Annotated in this window: 15 protein-coding genes; 7 read left to right on the top strand and 8 right to left on the bottom strand. The window is 54.4% G+C overall.

Annotated features, from left to right (window positions below):
• The first annotated feature begins 114 nt into the window (after positions 1-114).
• Together HALTITAN_RS08805 and HALTITAN_RS08800 are read left to right on the top strand one after the other, a co-directional pair.
• The gene (locus tag HALTITAN_RS08805; RefSeq protein WP_039858903.1) at positions 115-3588 is read left to right on the top strand and encodes an acyl-[ACP]--phospholipid O-acyltransferase; all 3474 of its coding nucleotides are present in this window, start codon (positions 115-117) and stop codon (positions 3586-3588) included.
• 232 nt (positions 3589-3820) lie between these two features.
• The gene (locus HALTITAN_RS08800; RefSeq protein ID WP_039858901.1) at positions 3821-4168 is read left to right on the top strand and encodes a DUF952 domain-containing protein; all 348 of its coding nucleotides are present in this window, start codon (positions 3821-3823) and stop codon (positions 4166-4168) included.
• Between the two features lies 1 nt (position 4169).
• Here the strand turns inward: HALTITAN_RS08800 and HALTITAN_RS08795 are convergent, their stop codons facing one another.
• Positions 4170-4925, bottom strand: coding sequence for an alpha/beta hydrolase family protein (locus HALTITAN_RS08795; protein ID WP_039858900.1), 756 nt, complete (start codon positions 4923-4925; stop codon positions 4170-4172).
• Between the two features lie 186 nt (positions 4926-5111).
• Between HALTITAN_RS08795 and HALTITAN_RS08790 the strand changes: the two genes are divergently transcribed.
• A complete protein-coding gene (locus HALTITAN_RS08790; protein ID WP_009286877.1) occupies positions 5112-5888 on the top strand; it encodes a glutamate racemase in 777 nt (258 codons plus the stop codon).
• A 16-nt stretch (positions 5889-5904) separates the two neighbouring features.
• On the opposite strand, the gene HALTITAN_RS08785 is transcribed toward HALTITAN_RS08790, so the two are convergent.
• The 6 genes from HALTITAN_RS08785 to HALTITAN_RS08760 all read right to left on the bottom strand — a co-directional run bounded on the left by HALTITAN_RS08785 (position 5905) and on the right by HALTITAN_RS08760 (position 12628).
• Entirely contained in the window at positions 5905-6336 is a 432-nt protein-coding gene (locus tag HALTITAN_RS08785) for a helix-turn-helix domain-containing protein (RefSeq protein ID WP_022519612.1), read from the bottom strand.
• Positions 6337-6428: 92 nt separating this feature from the next.
• The gene (locus HALTITAN_RS08780) at positions 6429-8156 is read right to left on the bottom strand and encodes a mechanosensitive ion channel family protein (protein ID WP_039858893.1); all 1728 of its coding nucleotides are present in this window, start codon (positions 8154-8156) and stop codon (positions 6429-6431) included.
• 189 nt (positions 8157-8345) lie between these two features.
• Complete coding sequence (locus HALTITAN_RS08775; RefSeq protein ID WP_009286875.1) at positions 8346-8879, bottom strand: GDYXXLXY domain-containing protein; 534 nt, start codon at positions 8877-8879, stop codon at positions 8346-8348.
• The gene (locus HALTITAN_RS08770) at positions 8876-9946 is read right to left on the bottom strand and encodes a DUF4401 domain-containing protein (RefSeq protein ID WP_051051964.1); all 1071 of its coding nucleotides are present in this window, start codon (positions 9944-9946) and stop codon (positions 8876-8878) included. The genes HALTITAN_RS08775 and HALTITAN_RS08770 overlap by 4 nt, the downstream gene beginning before the upstream one ends.
• Positions 9943-10914, bottom strand: coding sequence for a DUF2157 domain-containing protein (locus tag HALTITAN_RS08765; RefSeq protein WP_039858890.1), 972 nt, complete (start codon positions 10912-10914; stop codon positions 9943-9945). The genes HALTITAN_RS08770 and HALTITAN_RS08765 overlap by 4 nt, the downstream gene beginning before the upstream one ends.
• 58 nt (positions 10915-10972) lie before the next feature.
• Positions 10973-12628, bottom strand: coding sequence for an FMN-binding glutamate synthase family protein (locus HALTITAN_RS08760; protein ID WP_009286874.1), 1656 nt, complete (start codon positions 12626-12628; stop codon positions 10973-10975).
• Between the two features lie 174 nt (positions 12629-12802).
• Between HALTITAN_RS08760 and msrP the strand changes: the two genes are divergently transcribed.
• Together msrP and msrQ are read left to right on the top strand one after the other, a co-directional pair.
• Positions 12803-13819 carry a protein-methionine-sulfoxide reductase catalytic subunit MsrP gene (gene msrP, locus HALTITAN_RS08755; RefSeq protein WP_009286873.1) on the top strand — a complete coding sequence of 339 codons (1017 nt, stop codon included), beginning with the start codon at positions 12803-12805 and terminating at the stop codon, positions 13817-13819.
• A complete protein-coding gene (gene msrQ, locus HALTITAN_RS08750; protein ID WP_009286872.1) occupies positions 13819-14439 on the top strand; it encodes a protein-methionine-sulfoxide reductase heme-binding subunit MsrQ in 621 nt (206 codons plus the stop codon). The genes msrP and msrQ overlap by 1 nt, the downstream gene beginning before the upstream one ends.
• Positions 14440-14468: 29 nt before the next feature.
• Here msrQ and HALTITAN_RS08745 read toward each other — a convergent pair whose 3' ends face one another.
• A complete protein-coding gene (locus HALTITAN_RS08745) occupies positions 14469-15047 on the bottom strand; it encodes an NAD(P)H-dependent oxidoreductase (protein WP_039858887.1) in 579 nt (192 codons plus the stop codon).
• A gap of 173 nt (positions 15048-15220) precedes the next feature.
• Here HALTITAN_RS08745 and HALTITAN_RS08740 point away from each other — a divergent pair, with 173 nt between their 5' ends.
• Together HALTITAN_RS08740 and HALTITAN_RS08735 are read left to right on the top strand one after the other, a co-directional pair.
• Positions 15221-16135 (top strand): LysR family transcriptional regulator, encoded by a 915-nt coding sequence (locus HALTITAN_RS08740; protein ID WP_039858884.1) that lies wholly within the window; start codon positions 15221-15223, stop codon positions 16133-16135.
• A 214-nt stretch (positions 16136-16349) separates the two neighbouring features.
• Complete coding sequence (locus HALTITAN_RS08735; RefSeq protein ID WP_235270469.1) at positions 16350-17714, top strand: metal-dependent hydrolase family protein; 1365 nt, start codon at positions 16350-16352, stop codon at positions 17712-17714.
• The last annotated feature ends 1 nt before the right edge of the window (position 17715 follow it).

Here is a 17715-nt window from a genome sequence, read left to right as displayed (position 1 = left end):
CAAATAATGATACCAACCAGCACCCATAACACAACTTTGTGTAAATGAGTTGCAACCAGTAAGCCTCACAGAGAAAGTGCTACGACTTCCAGGGATTAAGAAGGCTAAACAACGATGCATCGACTACTGCACTTGAAGGGCGCTTTGCCCTATTTGATCGCTATTTTTCTCAATGCCTTTGTGGATCTGGGGCACAAGATCGTCATTCAGAACACGATCTTCAAAAGTTACGATGGCGAAGCACAGGTCGTACTCACCGCACTGGTCAACGGACTTATCCTGCTGCCGTTTATTTTACTGTTCAGCCCGGCGGGCCATGTGGCTGACAGCTATCCCAAGGTACGTGTTCTGCGCACATCGGCCTGGGCCGCCGTCGTGGTCTCACTGGGCATCACCGCCGCTTACTACCAGGGCTGGTTCTGGTTGGCATTTTCCATGACGCTGCTGCTGGCGATTCAATCGGCCTTTTACTCACCGGCCAAATACGGCTTGGTAAAAGGGCTATTCGGCAAGCCGCGTTTGGCGGAAGCCAACGGGCTGATCCAGGCCGTTACGATTGGCGCCATTCTAGCGGGCACCGTGGCGTTTACCGCGCTATTTGAGACCTGGGTCTCACCGGAAGATCAAACCCCAGCACAGCTGTTGCGCCAAATAGCCCCTCTGGGCTGGCTGCTGGTGCTCAATAGCGCCATCCAGGTCGTAGCGCTTTACCGCCTTCCGCTTGATGCATCCAATCGATCAGAGACACCGTTGACCTGGCAGCGCTACATCAAGGGTGCTGCCTTGAAAGACAACCTGAGGATTATCGCTCGCCAGCCTGTCATCAGGCTCTCCATTATCGGCCTTGCCACCTTTTGGTCAGTGGGCCAAGTACTGCTGGCGGCTTTTCCCGCTTATGCCAAAGATGCCCTCAGTATCGATAACACCTTAGTGCTCCAGGGAATTCTCGCCGCTAGCGGCATCGGAATTGCACTTGGTTCCCTATTCGCCAGCAAATTTTCCCACAACCGTATTGAAACCGGCTTGATCCCCGTAGGCGCTATTGGGGTGGCCGTGGGTTTATGGTGCTTACCGCTGTTGACCACGCCCGTTGGCCAAGCGCTGAACTTTGTGTTCATCGGCATCATGGGTGGGCTGTTCATCGTGCCGCTCAATGCGCTGATTCAGTTTCACGCCGCCGACAACGAGCTAGGCACCGTGCTGGCCGCCAACAACTGGATTCAAAACATCGCCATGCTAGGCTTTTTGGTGCTCACGGCGCTGTTCGCGTTGGCGGGAGTGAATAGCCACTACCTGCTGCTACTTATCGCTACCGTGGCCATGGTGGGCGGTGGTTACACCATTGTTAAGCTACCCCAAAGCTTGGTGCGCTTTCTGTTGAGCTTCCTGCTGACACGCCGCTATCGCGTAGATGTCCATGGCTTGCAAAACCTGCCCGCCCAGGGCGGCGTGCTGCTATTGGGCAACCATATCAGTTGGGTGGATTGGGCCATGGTACAGATCGCCAGCCCTCGACCGGTGCGTTTCGTGATGCTCAGATCGGTTTACCAGCGTTGGTACCTGCGCTGGTTCTTCAAAGCCTTGGGCTGTATTCCCATCGAGCGTGGCAGCGGTGCCGAAAAGGCCCTAGCCGGTGTTGCTGAACAGCTCAACGCAGGCGAAGTGGTGTGCCTGTTTCCTGAAGGGGCGATCAGCCGCACTGGTCAACTGGGCGAATTCCGCCGCGGTTACGAGCGTGCCTGTGACATGGCAAATCCAGACGTCAAAATTGTGCCCTTCTACCTGCGAGGCCTGTGGGGCAGCCAGTTCTCCCGATCTTCCAGCAAGCTTAAAGAGCTGCGCAATGCGCCTCTGCACCGCTCGGTAGTGGTCGCCTTTGGCAAGCCGCTGCCCAAGGACACCCCCGCCGATGTGCTCAAACGACGTATTTTTGAGCAGGCTACCCGCTCTTGGCAGCGGGCCATGGGCGAGCTCCCGAGCCTGCCTAACGCCTGGATTCAAAGCGTTAAGCGCCGCCCTAGCGACCTTGCCCTGGCCGATACGCTGGGCCGCCCACTCAGCGCAAGCCAAGCGCTCACTGCCAGCCTGCTGATGGCAAAACGACTTCGCAAGCTCAACCCAGGGCAGAACGTTGGCCTACTGCTACCTACCAGCAGTGCCGGGGTTATCGCCAATATGGCCACGCTGCTAGCGGGTAAAACGGTGGTGAATCTTAATTACACCGCCGACCACGAGGCGCTGACCTCTGCCCTTTCCCAGGCGGAAATCGCTACCGTCTTCACCTCACAGCGCTTTGTGAAGAAGCTCGAGCAGCGCGGGCTCGACGTTAGCCAATTGCTTCGCGAGAAGCAGGTGGTTCTTTTAGAAGACCTGCAGGCCACGATTGGCCGTGGCGAACGTTTGAGTACCTGGCTGGCGGTGAGAATACTGCCGACTTGGCTGTTACAGCGCTGCTTCTGCCACGGCCACGATGCCGACGCCACCGCCGCCATCCTGTTCTCCAGCGGAAGTGAAGGCGAACCCAAGGGCGTGATGTTGAGCCACCGCAACCTGATGGCCAATATCAAGCAGACCTCTGACGTGCTCAACACCCAGAGCAACGACGTTGTAATGGGCTCACTGCCGCTGTTCCACGCCTTTGGCCTTACGGTCACCCAGCTGCTACCGCTGATTGAAGGGCTGCCGTTGGTGTGCCACGCCGACCCCACCGATGCCCCCGGCATTGCGGGCGCTATTGCCAAGCACAAAGCCACTATCATGTTCGGCACCTCCAGCTTTTTAAGACTGTTTATACGCAGCTCAAAGGTGCATCCGTTAATGCTGGAGAGCTTGAGGGTGGTGGTTGCCGGAGCCGAGAAGCTCGACGAAAACGTGCGTAGCAGCTTTGCGCTGAAATTCCACAAGCCTATTTATGAAGGCTACGGTGCCACGGAAATCGCCCCAGTCGCCTCAGTGAATCTGCCCGACGCCATGGGCGTTCACTATCAACAGGTGCAGCGGGGCAGCAAAGCAGGCACCGTCGGTATGCCGTTACCCGGCACCAGCTTCAAAATCGTCGACCCTGACAGCTTTGAAGAGCTGCCGACCGGTGAGGCCGGTATGATATTGATTAGCGGCCCGCAAATAATGCAGGGCTATCTCAATGCCCCCAACCGCACAGCCAAGGCGCTCCATGTGATCGATGGCCACCGCTGGTACATAACGGGGGATAAAGGCTTTATCGATGAAGACGGCTTCTTAACCCTGATTGACCGATACGCTCGATTCGCCAAGATCGGCGGCGAAATGATCAGCCTCAGCGCCGTTGAGGCGGCAGTTAAAGCGGCTCTGGAGGATACAGACACATCGCTGATGGCGGTGAATATTCCCGATAGCCGCAAGGGCGAGCGCATTGTGCTGCTTTCAGAAACAGCGTTAGACGCCAAAACCGTCAAGGCCACTATGCTCGCTAACGGTACGCCACCCATGATGATCCCCAGCCATTGGTTTACGGTAGAGACCATCCCTCACCTTGGCTCTGGAAAAGCGGACTTTGCAGGGGCGAAACGTTTGGCCCAAGCACTAATAGAGGAAGAACTGAAGCATTAAAAGCTAGTGTTGGAGTGAGATACTGTACAGCAAAGCCCAAACTCAATATGCGCTGTGCAGTATCGAGCTCTTCTTAATAAATCAGTTCTAAAATCAGCAGGCCGCTTAGCTTAGCCATTGCTCAATCAGCAGCATGACTTCATACCTGATATTACATCTTCAGCGCCACTTGACCTCAAGTTAACTTTAGGTTTTAGGCTACCTTAGTCGGAAAAAAACCACTGGAGCTCTTATGCGCTTATTCAGAGTCGTTAGTAAAACTATTTGGGATCAAACTCAGCAACTTGGCTATGTACCCCGCTGCGGAAACGATCATAAGCTCGACTGCGTTCATTTGAATGTTGAAGAAGCTGTTCTTTTTATCGCCAACAAATACTTCGTCTATGCAGAAGCACCGTTGGTGTTAGAGATTGATGATGCGCTATTTAACGACCGTATTGAGTGGTTGCCACCCAGTGATGAGCAGCCCTGGCTGCAACCGAGAGCGCATATCGACAACCTGCCCCAAGCAGCCATCATCACCGCCATACCTCTTAGCTACCGAGATGGGCTTTTTGGATGGAAAAATGAGGAACAGTGACTTACAGGTGTTTTGAAAAGAAATCTAGCAGCAGCCCATAGTGCTTATTCTGCCCTGAGCTACTAGGTATATGATCTTCACCTTCGTAGTAGTGCACTTCCGGGGATCGACCATGCTCGCGCAGGCGTTGTTCCAGGCGTTTGGTCATTTCCACCGACCACATTCGGTCTTTGGTGCCATGGGAAAGTAGTAGCGGCCCAGGGTAGCGTTCGATTTCGATCGGCGTGGTCGGTAGCAAGCTTTCGTGACTGTCACGCCATGTCCAGGCGCGCTTGCTGACATCCCAGGCTTGCCAACCTGGATCCCCTCCATCGCGAAAATTACGTGCATCAAAGGCTCCGCACACAACATCTGGCGGGCTATGCGCGGCAATGGCATCAGGCATACCTTCGATCTTATCTCTTGCCATCAGTGAGCCGAGCAATAACGCATGCTCGGCGCCGCGTGAAATACCATAAAGCCCTACCCGCTCATCAGCGAACTGGAATTCTCGTAGGGCTTTAAATGCCTCCACGCTGCGATCCAGTGGGTAATCGATAATATGCCCCGCATTCCATGCATTACCGCCGCTTGAGTAGCCATAAGGGAACGCCAAGAAGCCATGGGCGGCGAATAGCATCGCATCACGATGGCTCCACCCCGCCCATGCGCCTTCAGAACCATGCAACAACATGACGGCTGGAAAAGAGTCATGGCCCGGTGGGCCATAAGTAACGCCCCAGCCGGGTAGCAAACGCTGCACAATATTTAACGACATTTAGACAACCACTTATTCACCATAAATTTCTCTGCCATCACCATGCTATACATTCATTTCGAATTTATGCGATGCCGTGCCCCAACATCGTATAAAGTTTAACTAGCATAGCAGCTGGAAATATTGCTTCCATAGCGATGGAATCTTATGGATTATTAGGTTTTAGACAATACCAAGGATATTACTATGCACCAGCCAATCGCTGTTTTCGACGCTGGCATTGGTAGCTATGCCATTGTTGCCGAGATACATAAGCGCCTTCCCAAACAGGATATTGTTTATTTCGCTGATCGGGCGAGCTTTCCTTATGGGAGCAAAGGGCGTGAAGAGCTACTCGCTGTCATGCATCGCACACTGCGTTTTCTTGAGGGCTATGCACCCTCTGCCATCGTCATCGCATCGAACGCACCGTCTATCATGGTGCTGGATGACGTTCGCCAAAGCACCTTGGTGCCATTGTTCGGCGTCTACCCGCCCATCGAAGAAGCACTCGCTATGTCGGCGAGCGGCAAGATCGGCATCATGGGGGTGCATTCACTCATCGAAAGCTCGCCGCTCAAGCAGTTCATAGCTCGCCATGCACCCCACCCGGAGAATGTCAGCCTGATCAATGCTTCGTCCATGGTGGAGCTTGTCGAGAATGGCTCCTTTCTCTTCGACCCAAAAGCGACGCAGAAAGCGGTCACTGCTTTTATCGACAGCGTCTTCCGGCAGCACCCCGATATCGACACGCTGACACTTTCCAGCACGCATTTACCATGGCTTCGCTCCTTCTTCGAAGCGGCGAGACCCAGTTGCCGATTCCTCGACCCCGCCGAATCGATTGTCGCTGGATTAGGCGATGGCACGCCGGGCACAGGCCAAATTCAAGGTCTGGTGACAGAAAGCGAGGCCTATGATGTTGAGACATTCCGACGTATGTTGCAGCAGTTCGGCGTCGATATACCGCTAGAGGTAGTCTAAGCGCCATAAGGCTTTATCAGGTCAAAACGCGTAGTTTTTCCCTGGGTTCTTTAAACGAGTCGGTAGCGATGCCAAACCGTTCCGAAAGCTCGCAGATTTGGCGCCAGTTCAGCTTACGGCGCCCACTGAGAACTTCAGACACCACTGATTGAGCGCCAACTTCAGGTAGCTCGCTCTGCGCTATCCCATGCTCTTGCATAAGGTAGCGAAGTACCTCACTTCCAGACACCTCAGGCATCGGGCGATGTGCTTCATCATAGGACTCAATGATATCACCCAAGCGATTCGCCAGACCGACAAGTGGGTGTGTCTCATCGTCACCGACAAGATCAAGAATTTCATCAAGCGCCTCGACCCGGGCATCGTATTCAGCTTCGGAATGTGGGTCGCTAAGAAGAGGGGCAAGATAAACCCAGTGTTCCGTCGCTTGCTCAACGAGTGCGTGCATAGTCACTCCTTTTTCCACTTACCCTTGTCATAACAAGACTACTCTATGGATAAAATACGCAAAAGCGTTATCTTCCGCTGCACAATCCCCCTTTATTCAGATGGTTTCACCTCAACACTATCCATTTCCCCCGAGCTTTTGCCTTGCGCCCCGCGGGCGATATCGTTGTGACTGATAACCACAATTTCACGTGGCCACCACTCTGGATGGTTATCGCGGATAAACGCCAACAGCTTCTCGCGCAAATTCATTTCCGCTGTCCAACCCGCCAAAGGGTCTGAAGTCATGAGGTAGCAGGTGACGGTTTGCGCCGTTCCTGTTTGTGCCGTTACGTAGCAGAGCAGCTTATGGTGTTCGATAACGCTGTCTTCTTCTTTAGCGAATTCGAGGAATTTATCTCTTAATAGTCCTATATCGGCGCTTAGGTGAAGCGTCAGCGTCAATGAGCGGTACATCTTGGTACTTTTTACCGACAAATTGTCGAATGGCTTAGAAGTAAAATAGGTAACGGGCACAATCAAACGCCGCTCATCCCATGACCTCAACCGGATAAAGGTATAAAAAATACCTTCGACATAGCACCACTCGTCTTCAAAGATCACCAAATCGCCAATGCGAATGGGTTTAGCAAACGATAACTGAAATGAAGCGAGGATATTGCCAAGTACCGTTTGGCCCGCCACACCCACTAATACGGCCAATACACTGGCAGACGCCAGAATCGATAAGCCAAGAGTTTCGAAAAGCTGAACCTGACCCAGTATGTAGATGGATACGCCAGTAACGGTGATCAGAATAATGACCCGGCGCAACGCGTAGAGCGACGTTAGCAGTCTGCGCTCGTCTCTGGGCTTGGTATCATCGATTTCCCCCACAATACGCCGCGTTAAACGCAGCATAATGGTATCCACTAAGCGCAACGCAACCGTGCCGACTCCCCAGGCCAAAATACTGATGAGTAAAACTCGGAAGGTCGTCGTGGCAACCGCTGAAAACGACACCACATAATCCAGCACCATCTGGGTAACCAGCGACATCGCAATCAGCGCCCCAGGCATACCGATTTGGCTGGCAAAAATGCTCGACACTCCTGAAGGTAACCATTTCGACATCAAGCTGATCAGACGGTGAACTCCCCACCCTACGAGCCCGATAAATAGCACAAACAAGGGAATCGCGATCCATTCCCAAATTCTCAGGACGCCAAACGAGGTCTGGAAGCGTTCGGGAATATAGCTTTCCAGAGCTGAGGGGCCGTACTGTTCATACAGCGCCGGAATATAAGACACACTGATAGGCATGATTAGCCAGACTGGCTCCTGGTCACCCACGCGGTATCGACCCAAGCGGATATCGTAGGTTTCGCCATCGGCTTTTAAAGAGGAGACCTCAACGTTGCGACGGGTCTCGCCAACGCGGGGGTTTTGGCCTGCGGGATCTTCAATCACCGCGTCTTCGCGACCGGGCAGATCGGAAACGCTCAACCAATCGCCGCGTTGAAAAACCTCTGCCAGTTGCCGGGCGAGTTCACTCCCCTGCTCGCGTTGTTCATCCTCTGAGAACTCGGAAAGGTTGAGCATATGGGCAGCGGCCTCATACTCCTCCTGATCCGTTAGCTTCAGAAAACTCCTGATCGATTCTCGCGGTGTTACTCGGTTTGCCTCTTCGGGAGGTTCACCAAGCCCCGTATTTAACGCATCGATGGTAAACCACCGCTCACTTTCGCTCTCTCCTCCTTGAGTTTGTGCCGCGCATAGGTTGGAAAAGGTCAGCGCCATCACCAACAAACCCCATGCGAGCCACGAGCTGTTTGCTTTCATAAATGCCTTATTCATTGAAGTGGGTCAGTTTGACTACCCACCGACCGGCCCTATCGAGCCAGTCCAGCGTCATTACTGGACTATCCATGTCAGTGGAGGAACAAAGTACAGCCTACCTTACTGAATGAAGCAAGACAGAATGCAATAGTGAAAAGTGAGATGAGAACAGCTCGCCAGATAAAGTAAATTTTACTTAACGCTTTCTCCTAACTTAGTTAATTCTGCATTGTATAAAGCCACCAGCAAGGGCTCGCCCTTGGTATTCACCCTAAACTGACCATAACGCGCTGGCTCATAGCGCTCACCGTGCCCCTCCTGAAAGAAAAACGCATCGGTGGCAAAGCGTACCTGACCATTGCGTAGCCGGTAGCGCAGGCGTTGTTCGTCATCGCGTAAAGAAGTACCTTCATCCAAACGCTGGAAGTGAGCAATACGCTGTTCATCCAAACGCACCACCACATGGCCGTTACGTGTTTTCAGCGAGTCTTCATCACGCTCACTCTGATGAAGCGCGCTTTGAATTTGGTTACCCAGCGCAAAGTTTAGCGCCATATAGTCGCCCTGCATCAATGAGCGCGGGTCGACGGGCGCCAGTTCCAAGTAAACAATTTCACCTTCGGCTAAGTGACGCTCTTTCTGCCAAATTGCCCAGTTCACCGCCACCAACACAACGACGGTGGTTAACACTATGATCCAGCGATTTCGCTTGGCTTTCAGCATCATTTCCCATGTCCTTCCACAGAGGTCGACGGACTATTTTCCGCTACGCTCAACCACTTGAGCAGCGTCCAACGTAGCGCCAGCAGCCCTCCCCCCAACACCAGCAACGTTAGAGCCTTGGTTAACAGTGTTGCGTCCAGCCAGTAGTAATAGCTGCCAATGCCCATCAGCAGAGAAAGCACTCCAAGCCCCAGCACTAGGCGATGCCCGATCGCGAACCCTAACAGTACGACGACCAAACCTTGGCCCACACTCGGTGCATAAAATGAGACCAACAGCAGCGCTAAAGGACTGAGATACAACCCCCAATGGGTTTTGGAATGAGGGATGGTATAGAGCAGCAACGCCAGAGAGAGTGCCACGAACACGGCGTTCAACCAGGGTGCTGACCATGCAAAAGCGTTAGTGCTCTGTGCGTCAAACCAGAAGGCAAAGGAGTGGCCGCTATGCGCTAATCCCTGCATCACCAGCAGGCCTATCAACAGGCCGTAGCCCCATGCTTGCACATCTTGAATACGGCCAGAACAGCGAAACTCATTCAGCCAGAGCAGCGCCAGTGCCAACAGCACCAATCCACCCGCTGCTGGCGCCATAGCGTTCACTGCCAAAGCCATATAGAGCGCCAAGCTGGCGGTAAAGGCTGAAAAGGTGCGATGTACCTGGCTTGGCATTACCAGCGCCAGTGCGCACTGTAAGGCCAGCAGCGACCACCACAAATAAGTGGACACATTCCAGAACTCGACCAGCGCCCACGCTATTAGCAGTTGCCCGGCTAAGCTAACCGCAAGTGCCAAGTGCTCGAGCACATCACCGCGAGCTTTGCAAAACAGCCCATAAGCCGCGCCGATCATCACAAGCCCCAGGCCCAACGACGCGGCGGGGCTCTCCACCACGAACACCACGCCCATAGCGATAAAGCCGAGCAGAAATAGCGCCGCTAACCAGCCTGAAAAGGCCTGCAGCGCACGTACAAACCAAGGCGTTTGCAACTGCGCTGGGGAGGTAGGCTCGTTTAACGGAATACCCGCTTGGCTCAGCCTAACGCTTAAATCATTAACGTTGTTCGTCACTGGGAAATCTCCCGATGTAGCCGCTTTAGCCATACCACGGCCCCAGCGCCCATCGCCAGTACCGCGATGGTGATCAGCAGCAGACTTCCCTCCTGCCAATCGCCTTCCCAGAGCAACAGCCTGGCAAGCAGCAGTGTGGTCACCGTTAACGCCGAGACACAGCCGCCTGCGATCATAAACAGGTCAGGCCGCCAATAGCGATAAACGCCATACAGCACCGCCAGCCAGAGTGAGTAAATCGCCAGCATTGGCGACCATACGAGGCCTGCATCGACTATCAACCTCATCGTTAACAGCGTCATAGGCACCCCGCTACCCACCGCCAGCAAGCGTAGTGCCCACTGCCGTGACCAGTTCCGGCAACGAGCCCCCCATTCCCATGTCGCCAAGGCAAGGGTATTGAGCCCAAACAGCCCCCAAAGCGCGGCATCGCTACTGACCAAAACGCCAAACGGCCCGCCCCAGGTACGAAAATAGAGCCCGACGACCAAATTGAGTAACCCCAGCCACAACACCCAGAGCAGCTCAAAGCGCGCCACCCAGACCCAGGGCAGAGCAAGCAGCGCCCAGGTAAAAAACAGTTGCCAGGGGTCGGCACCGGTTTGGTACACCTGCCCGAACAACGCCAACAGCACGCCCACCAATAAAGTGGCCGAGGTTAGCGCCACACGTTGAACCATCGGGCTGGCCTTGTGCCAAACGGCGATGCCTACCGCCAGCACCATCGCTGCCTGCACCACGTCAAAGCGCAGCCAACGGCCCATCTCAGCCCAGTTATAAGCGATGAAAAACAGCACCGCGAAGGCCAGCGCCAGTCCGCCTAGCCACAGCAGTAAGCGATCAATAAACAGCGCCCAAGCGCGAGGCGAAGGGTGCAGCCCAGAAGCTTGCACTGCGCGCGTCACCTGTTCAGGCGGTATCACGCCCTGCTCAATCAGTGGTATCAGTTCACGGCGGGTAGATGCCATGGGGGCTCCCTTCTAAACGGCGCAGTGGAAACAAAGTAATCTAGGCTAAGCGCCACGATCACTCCAACTTAGTAAAGCGCAACCGAGCAACCTGCGCAGGCGGCTGGAAGGAGTCGGCTCGGGCATTTTCCCAATAGTGCTTGAATACCGTGTGCTCGCACTTTGCATTGAGCAGTTCATTGGGTTTTAAGAAGGTGAATATCTGATCGTAGGACTGAATCTCGTTTTCCGAGACACGCCGGATAATGTGTTCGGGCCCCAGCTCGCTAGGGTGGCTAAGCCCTGCGGCCCCCAGCATTTCCGCCAGCGCTTTTAAGGTATTGCGGTGGAAGTGGTAGACCCGCGCTGTTTTATCGGCAATATCCAGATGGCGGCTGCGGTTGGGGTCTTGAGTAGCTACGCCGCTGGGGCACTTGTCGGAGTGACAGTTAAGCGCCTGAATACACCCCAATGAAAACATAAAGCCCCTGGCCGAATTGCACCAATCAGCCCCTAGTGCCATGGTTCGGGCAATGTGAAAACCGGACATAATCTTACCCGCCGCGCCGATACGAATCTCCTCGCGCAGCCCGGCCCCCACCAGGGTGTTATGCACTAGCGTAACGGCTTCTGTTAAAGGCACACCTATACGATTGATAAACTCCAGCGGTGCCGCACCGGTTCCTCCTTCGCCACCGTCCACCACTATAAAATCAGGCCGCTCGCCGGTTTCTAGCATCGCCTTAACGATCGAAAACCACTCCCAGGGGTGGCCAATCGCCAGCTTGAAGCCGATCGGTTTACCCCCAGAAAGCGAACGCAGGCGGGCAATGAATGCCATCAGTTCCAGCGGCGTCGAGAAAGCTGAATGGGCAGCGGGTGAAATCACGTCCTGGCCCATGGGGACTTCTCGCGCTTCGGCAATTTCGGCAGTTACCTTAGCCGCTGGCAATATACCGCCATGGCCCGGTTTGGCGCCCTGGGAAAGTTTGATTTCGATCATTTTCACCTGATCGACACTGGCGTTAGCTGCAAAGCGCTCCGCATTAAACGAGCCATCGTCGTTGCGGCAGCCAAAGTAACCAGAGCCTATTTCCCAGACGAGATCACCTCCATGCTTGCGGTGATAGCCGGAAATAGAGCCTTCACCAGTATCGTGATAGAAACCGCCTTTACCAGCGCCCGCATTCAGCGCCTCGATAGCGTTGCCCGAAAGCGAACCGAAACTCATTGCCGAAATATTGAAAACACTCGCCAGGTAGGGTTGGCTGCAGCGGCTACCGCCCACCCGAATCCTGAAGTCACTGTTTTCGATAGCCCGGGGAAGTAGCGAGTGGTTGATCCACTCATGCCCCGGCTGATACATATCCAGCAGGGAGCCAAAAGGCTTTTTATCACTCTCATTTTTAGAACGCTGATAGACCACAGCGCGCTGCTCGCGGGAAAATGGTCGTTCGTCAAGATCGGACTGGATAAAATACTGACGTATTTCCGGCCCAATAGACTCTAGAACATAGCGAAAATGGGCCAGAACAGGATAGTTACGGCTCACCGTTCGCCGCGTTTGGCGTAGATCATAAAGCCCCAGCCCAGCGAGCATGCCAAAAATCGCCACGCCCCAAAGCCATGCTAAAGAAAACACCACCCCCACCAGCGAAACCAACAGCAGAATCAGGCAGGCAACAAAGACGGCATTACGCAGAGGAATACGGGTCAATCCCCGGGCTTCGATCATCTGAACACGAACTCCTTATCAACAGTTCACCACAGGGGCGACCAGCTACCCCGACAGGCTCAATTTAAATCGTAAGGGTTTTGTGTAAGTTTTGGCGAACTTACTACACCCATTAATATCGAATGCTGCACTCACCTCGTATGCTACCCACAAAGGCCTTAGTGGAGACACCCAATGCTAATAAAGATTGCCAAACCGAGTGATTTACACGAATCCGATGTCACGCCGGAATCTATCTACCTCTCCCGGCGGCGCTTTATGGGCGGTATCGCAGGCCTAGGTGCAGGGCTCGCCCTATCCGGCCACGTCCGCGCTAACGACAACTACTCCGATGTACCCGAAGGCGATGCACCAGCGTGGTTAAAGGAGAAAATCAGCGAAACCCAGTGGCGAGCCGTCACCCCTAGCGATCCTGACAAAGATAAAATTGCCCCCTTTGATGACGCCAGTGGCTACAACAACTTTTTCGAATTCGGCACCGACAAGGGCGACCCTGCCCGCCATGCGGGCAGCCTGGAAACCCAGCCCTGGAGCGTGGTGGTCGATGGCGAGGTCAATAACGGCGGGCGCTTTGCCCTGGAGGACTTCGCCAAGCCCTCGCAGTTTGAAGAGCGCATTTACCGCCTGCGCTGCGTTGAGGCATGGTCGATGGTCATTCCCTGGCTGGGTATTCCGCTGGCCGATATCATCAAACGCGCCGACCCCACCAGCAAAGCCAAATACGTACGTTTTGAAACTCTGGTGGATCCAGAGCAAATGCGCGGGCAGCGCTCCTCGTTTTCGATCATTGATTGGCCCTACGTGGAAGGCCTACGCCTGGACGAAGCCATGCACCCGCTGACGATACTGGCCATGGGTATGTACGGCCGGGAATTGCCCAATCAAAACGGCGCCCCTCTGAGGCTGGTCGTGCCGTGGAAATACGGCTTCAAGAGCATCAAGTCGATTGTGCGGATATCGCTGACGGAAGAACAGCCGGTGAATTCCTGGCAGAAGATCGCCGCCGACGAGTACGGCTTTTACGCCAACGTGAATCCCAACGTCGACCACCCCCGCTGGAGCCAAGCCACCGAGCGTCGTCTGCCCAACAGCCTGTTCAACCCCAACACCATTGATACCCTGATGTTTAACGGTTACGCCGACGAAGTTGCCGAGCTCTATGCGGGTATGGATTTAAAGGAAAATTATTAATGGCCAGCCCACGTATATGGTTAGCATGGCGCGTGGGCGTGTTTCTGGCCGCGCTAGCACCGCTGCTGTTTTGGAGTTGGCAGGTGGCAAATAACGCCGCAGGCCCCGAACCGGGACGCTACCTGCTGCTGAATATCGGCATCGGCGGACTGTGGATGCTGCTGCTCACGCTCAGCCTTACCCCACTTACCAAGCTCACCCGTTGGAAAGGCTTTGCACTGATTCGGCGCCAACTGGGCCTATGGACGCTCGCCTACGCCACCCTGCATATGCTCAGCTACGCGCTGTTTATTCTGGGGCTTAACTGGGCACTGCTTGGCAGCGAGATCGTCAAACGCCCCTACATCATCGTCGGCATGATCGCGCTGATCGGCCTTGCTGTGCTGGGTGCCACCTCCAACCGCTGGGCAATGAAGCGCCTGGGCAAACGCTGGAAACCGCTGCACAAATTTTCCTACGCCATTTTGGGGCTGGTACTGCTGCACTTCTTCTGGGTGGTGCGCGCGGATATGCAGGAGTGGGCCATGTATGCCGCCATTGCGGCGCTCATCATGTCCACTCGCCTGTCCCCCGTTGCCCGTACACTGCCTAAACTTCGCCATCGATTGAGTCGTACTTAGGGCTTGTAAGAGATATCAACCGACGAAACCTAGCCAAGTACGCAGCGCAGATGCTTACGATAAGCCGCTTTATCGCGATCGACATCCGGCATCTTCATCACATCGTTGGCGATAAAGGTTGGCAGCGCTTCTAAGCCGATAAATTCCTGAGACTTATGGAACGGGAAGTAGACACCATCCACACCGCGCCCTTCGAAGAAGTTGTCAGGCTCATCGAACGCTTCCAAAGGCGCGTTCCATGTCAGCGATAGCATATAGCGACGGCCCTGCAGCAGGCCACCACTGCCGTACTGCTTGGTCGGATCTTGGCGGCTGCGGCCATCGCTGGCGTAAAGCGAACCGTGGCCTTCTGTAAACACCTCATCAATGTAACGTTTGACGATCCATGGCGCGCCCATCCACCAGCCAGGCATCTGATACACAATCGTGTCCGCCCACAGGTAGTTCTGCACCTCAGTATCAAGATCATAGCCCTGATCAATCACCGTCTCGCGCACTTCATAGCCCATTTCCTGCGACGTACTCACCGCCACACCGTGCAACGTATTATTGAGTTCACCGCCAGAGTGGGCAAATGCCTTGCCGCCGTTAATCAACAGAACTTTCATCAATAAAACCTCCCATAATGGCTAGCATACCCATACCTATATACTTTGGCATGGCGTTTAATGAGCGGTATTGTGGATTCAAAGCATGCGGAAAAATAGCGACGTTTCAGCAAGACACTTTTGATTTAAAATCAATAGTCCTGATATTTACTATTAAGGCAACCAGTAATGTTATGAAAAGCACCCTTGAAGAACAGCAGGCCTTTGTGACGGTCGTCGATAGCGGCTCAATCACCGGTGCCGCCGAACGTCTTGGCATTACCGTTTCTGGGGTTAGCCGTGCGCTCAACCGCCTGGAGCAAAAACTCGGCGCTACCCTGCTACGTAGAACCACGCGTCGCCTAGAGCTGACCGAGGAGGGAGAAACATTCCTAAACCATTGCCGCCGTATTCTTGCAGCCGTGGAAGAAGCCGAAGAGGCGATGCTGGATCGCCACAATCAGCCTCAAGGCAGGTTACGGATCAACGCCGCTCCCAGCTTTATGCAGTTCGTGATTGTGCCGGTGATTGGCGAGTTCCGCGCACGCTACCCTGGTATTACGCTGGAACTCGACACCCACGACCGCTTTGTCGACCTGTTGGAACAGCGGGTTGATTTGGCCATCCGCATTGGCAAACTGGAAGATTCGTCGCTGCACGCCCGCCTCCTTGGCTACAGCCCGCTGCGCCTTCTGGCCAGCCCCGCCTACCTTGAACGCCACGGTACGCCGGAAAGCATCGACGACCTTCAAGATCACAGCTTGCTAGGCTTCAGCCAGCTCGATCATCTCAACCGCTGGCCACTGCGCCGCGCCGATGGCCAGCCCTTACATATTACCCCAACGCTGGCGGCCTCCAGCGGAAGTACGCTAATAGAACTGGCCATGGCAGGAGAAGGCATCGTTTGCCTTGCCGACTTTATGACCATCACTCCCCGTCACAACGGCACACTGGTGGATGTACTACCCGACTGCACAGAAATGCAGACCCAAGCTGTGAACGCCGTGTACTACCGCCAAACCACGCTTTCACAGCGTACCCGACTGTTTATGGAGTTTTTAGCAGAACAGTTACAGGGGCAACTGCATGGAAGCTTATCCAATCACTGATTACAGCTTGCGCGATTCACTCCCTCATTCTAATTTACTTATATGCAAGGCTATTCAACGTCGCTCCAGATGTCACTTACCACATCGCTACTGAGATAAGGTGCCGCCTATGCCTCCCGCCGCCGCCCACTCTTTATTGCAGTCGCCACTAAATCACTCACACGGGGCTTGCTGTTGCGGTTCACCGTTACTACAACGCTTTCATGAGCGTGTGATGGCAGATATTACCCGCCGCCAATTCATGGGAGGAGCCGCTGCAGTAATGGCACTTTTCTCTGGTCTGCGCGCACCCACCGCCATAAGCGCTCAACCTAAACGGGCTGATGGCCCACTATTATTGACCAATCTAAGGCTATTCGACGGCAGCGGCGCGGCGTTACGCGACAACGTTTCAGTACGTATTGAAGAGCAGCGTATCCAGGCTATTTTGCCTGGTGATGCCGCACCTGAAGGCGCAGAAATCATCGACTGTGGTGGTAGCGTATTAATGCCAGGCTTGATTGATGCCCATTGGCACACGACGCTGGCGGCTATTAGCCAAGTAGACGCCATGACCGCCGATCTAGGCTATATCCATCTAGTGGCGGCTCAGGAAGCAGAGAGAACGCTGATGCGTGGCGTTACTTCAGTGCGAGATGCGGGCGGGCCATCCTTTGCACTGAAGCGTGCTATTGATGAAGGAATTGTGGCTGGACCGCGCATACTTCCAGCAGGAGCCATGATCTCCCAAACCTCCGGCCATGGTGATTTTCGAATGCGCTACGAAATCCCACGGGCCAACAACGCACCGCTTAGTGAACAGGAACGCCAAGGCGTAGCCGTCATTGCCGATGGGGAAGCAGAAGTATTACGACGTACCCGTGAACAACTCATGCTAGGAGCTTCACAGATCAAATTGATGGCAGGTGGCGGCGTGGCGTCTACCTATGACCCATTGGATAGCACCCAATTCAGCGAGCGCGAGCTGCGCGCAGCGGTGGATGCGGCAGAAGACTGGGGTACCTATGTCATGGTGCATGTTTATACCTCCCGAGGTATTCAGCGTGCATTAAGGGCAGGCGCTAAATCCATCGAACACGGGCAGCTCGCCGATGAAGAAACCGTAAGGATGATGGCAGGGGAAGGCGCATGGTGGAGCCTTCAGCCTTTCTTGCAAGATGAAGATGCAAATGTTTATCCCGATGCCGCTCGCCGCGAAGCACAACAACAAGTAGCCGAAGGCACCGTGCAGGCCTACGAGCTAGCCCAACGTTTTGATATCAAGACAGCCTGGGGCACTGATATTTTATTTACCCCGCAAAATACCCCCAACCAGCTGCGTCAATTAGTCAAGCTGACTCGCTTTTATGACCCACTTACCGTGTTGGCCATGGCGACTGGCCGCAATGGTGAGCTTCTTTCACTATCAGGATCACGCAACCCCTACCCTGGCACGCTCGGTAAAATAGAGCCGGGCGCGATGGCCGATCTACTTTTAGTAAACGGTGACCCTAGTAAGAATCTTGATTTCCTTCATGACCCTGAACGCAATCTGCGACTGATCATGAAGGGCGGACGCATCTATAAAGACAATGTATAAG

Source organism: Vreelandella titanicae BH1, assembly GCF_000336575.1.
GTDB classification, from domain to species: domain Bacteria; phylum Pseudomonadota; class Gammaproteobacteria; order Pseudomonadales; family Halomonadaceae; genus Vreelandella; species Vreelandella titanicae.
The sequence above is the reverse complement of the archived record's forward strand: the minus strand, read 5'-3'. Positions and strand labels throughout refer to the sequence as shown.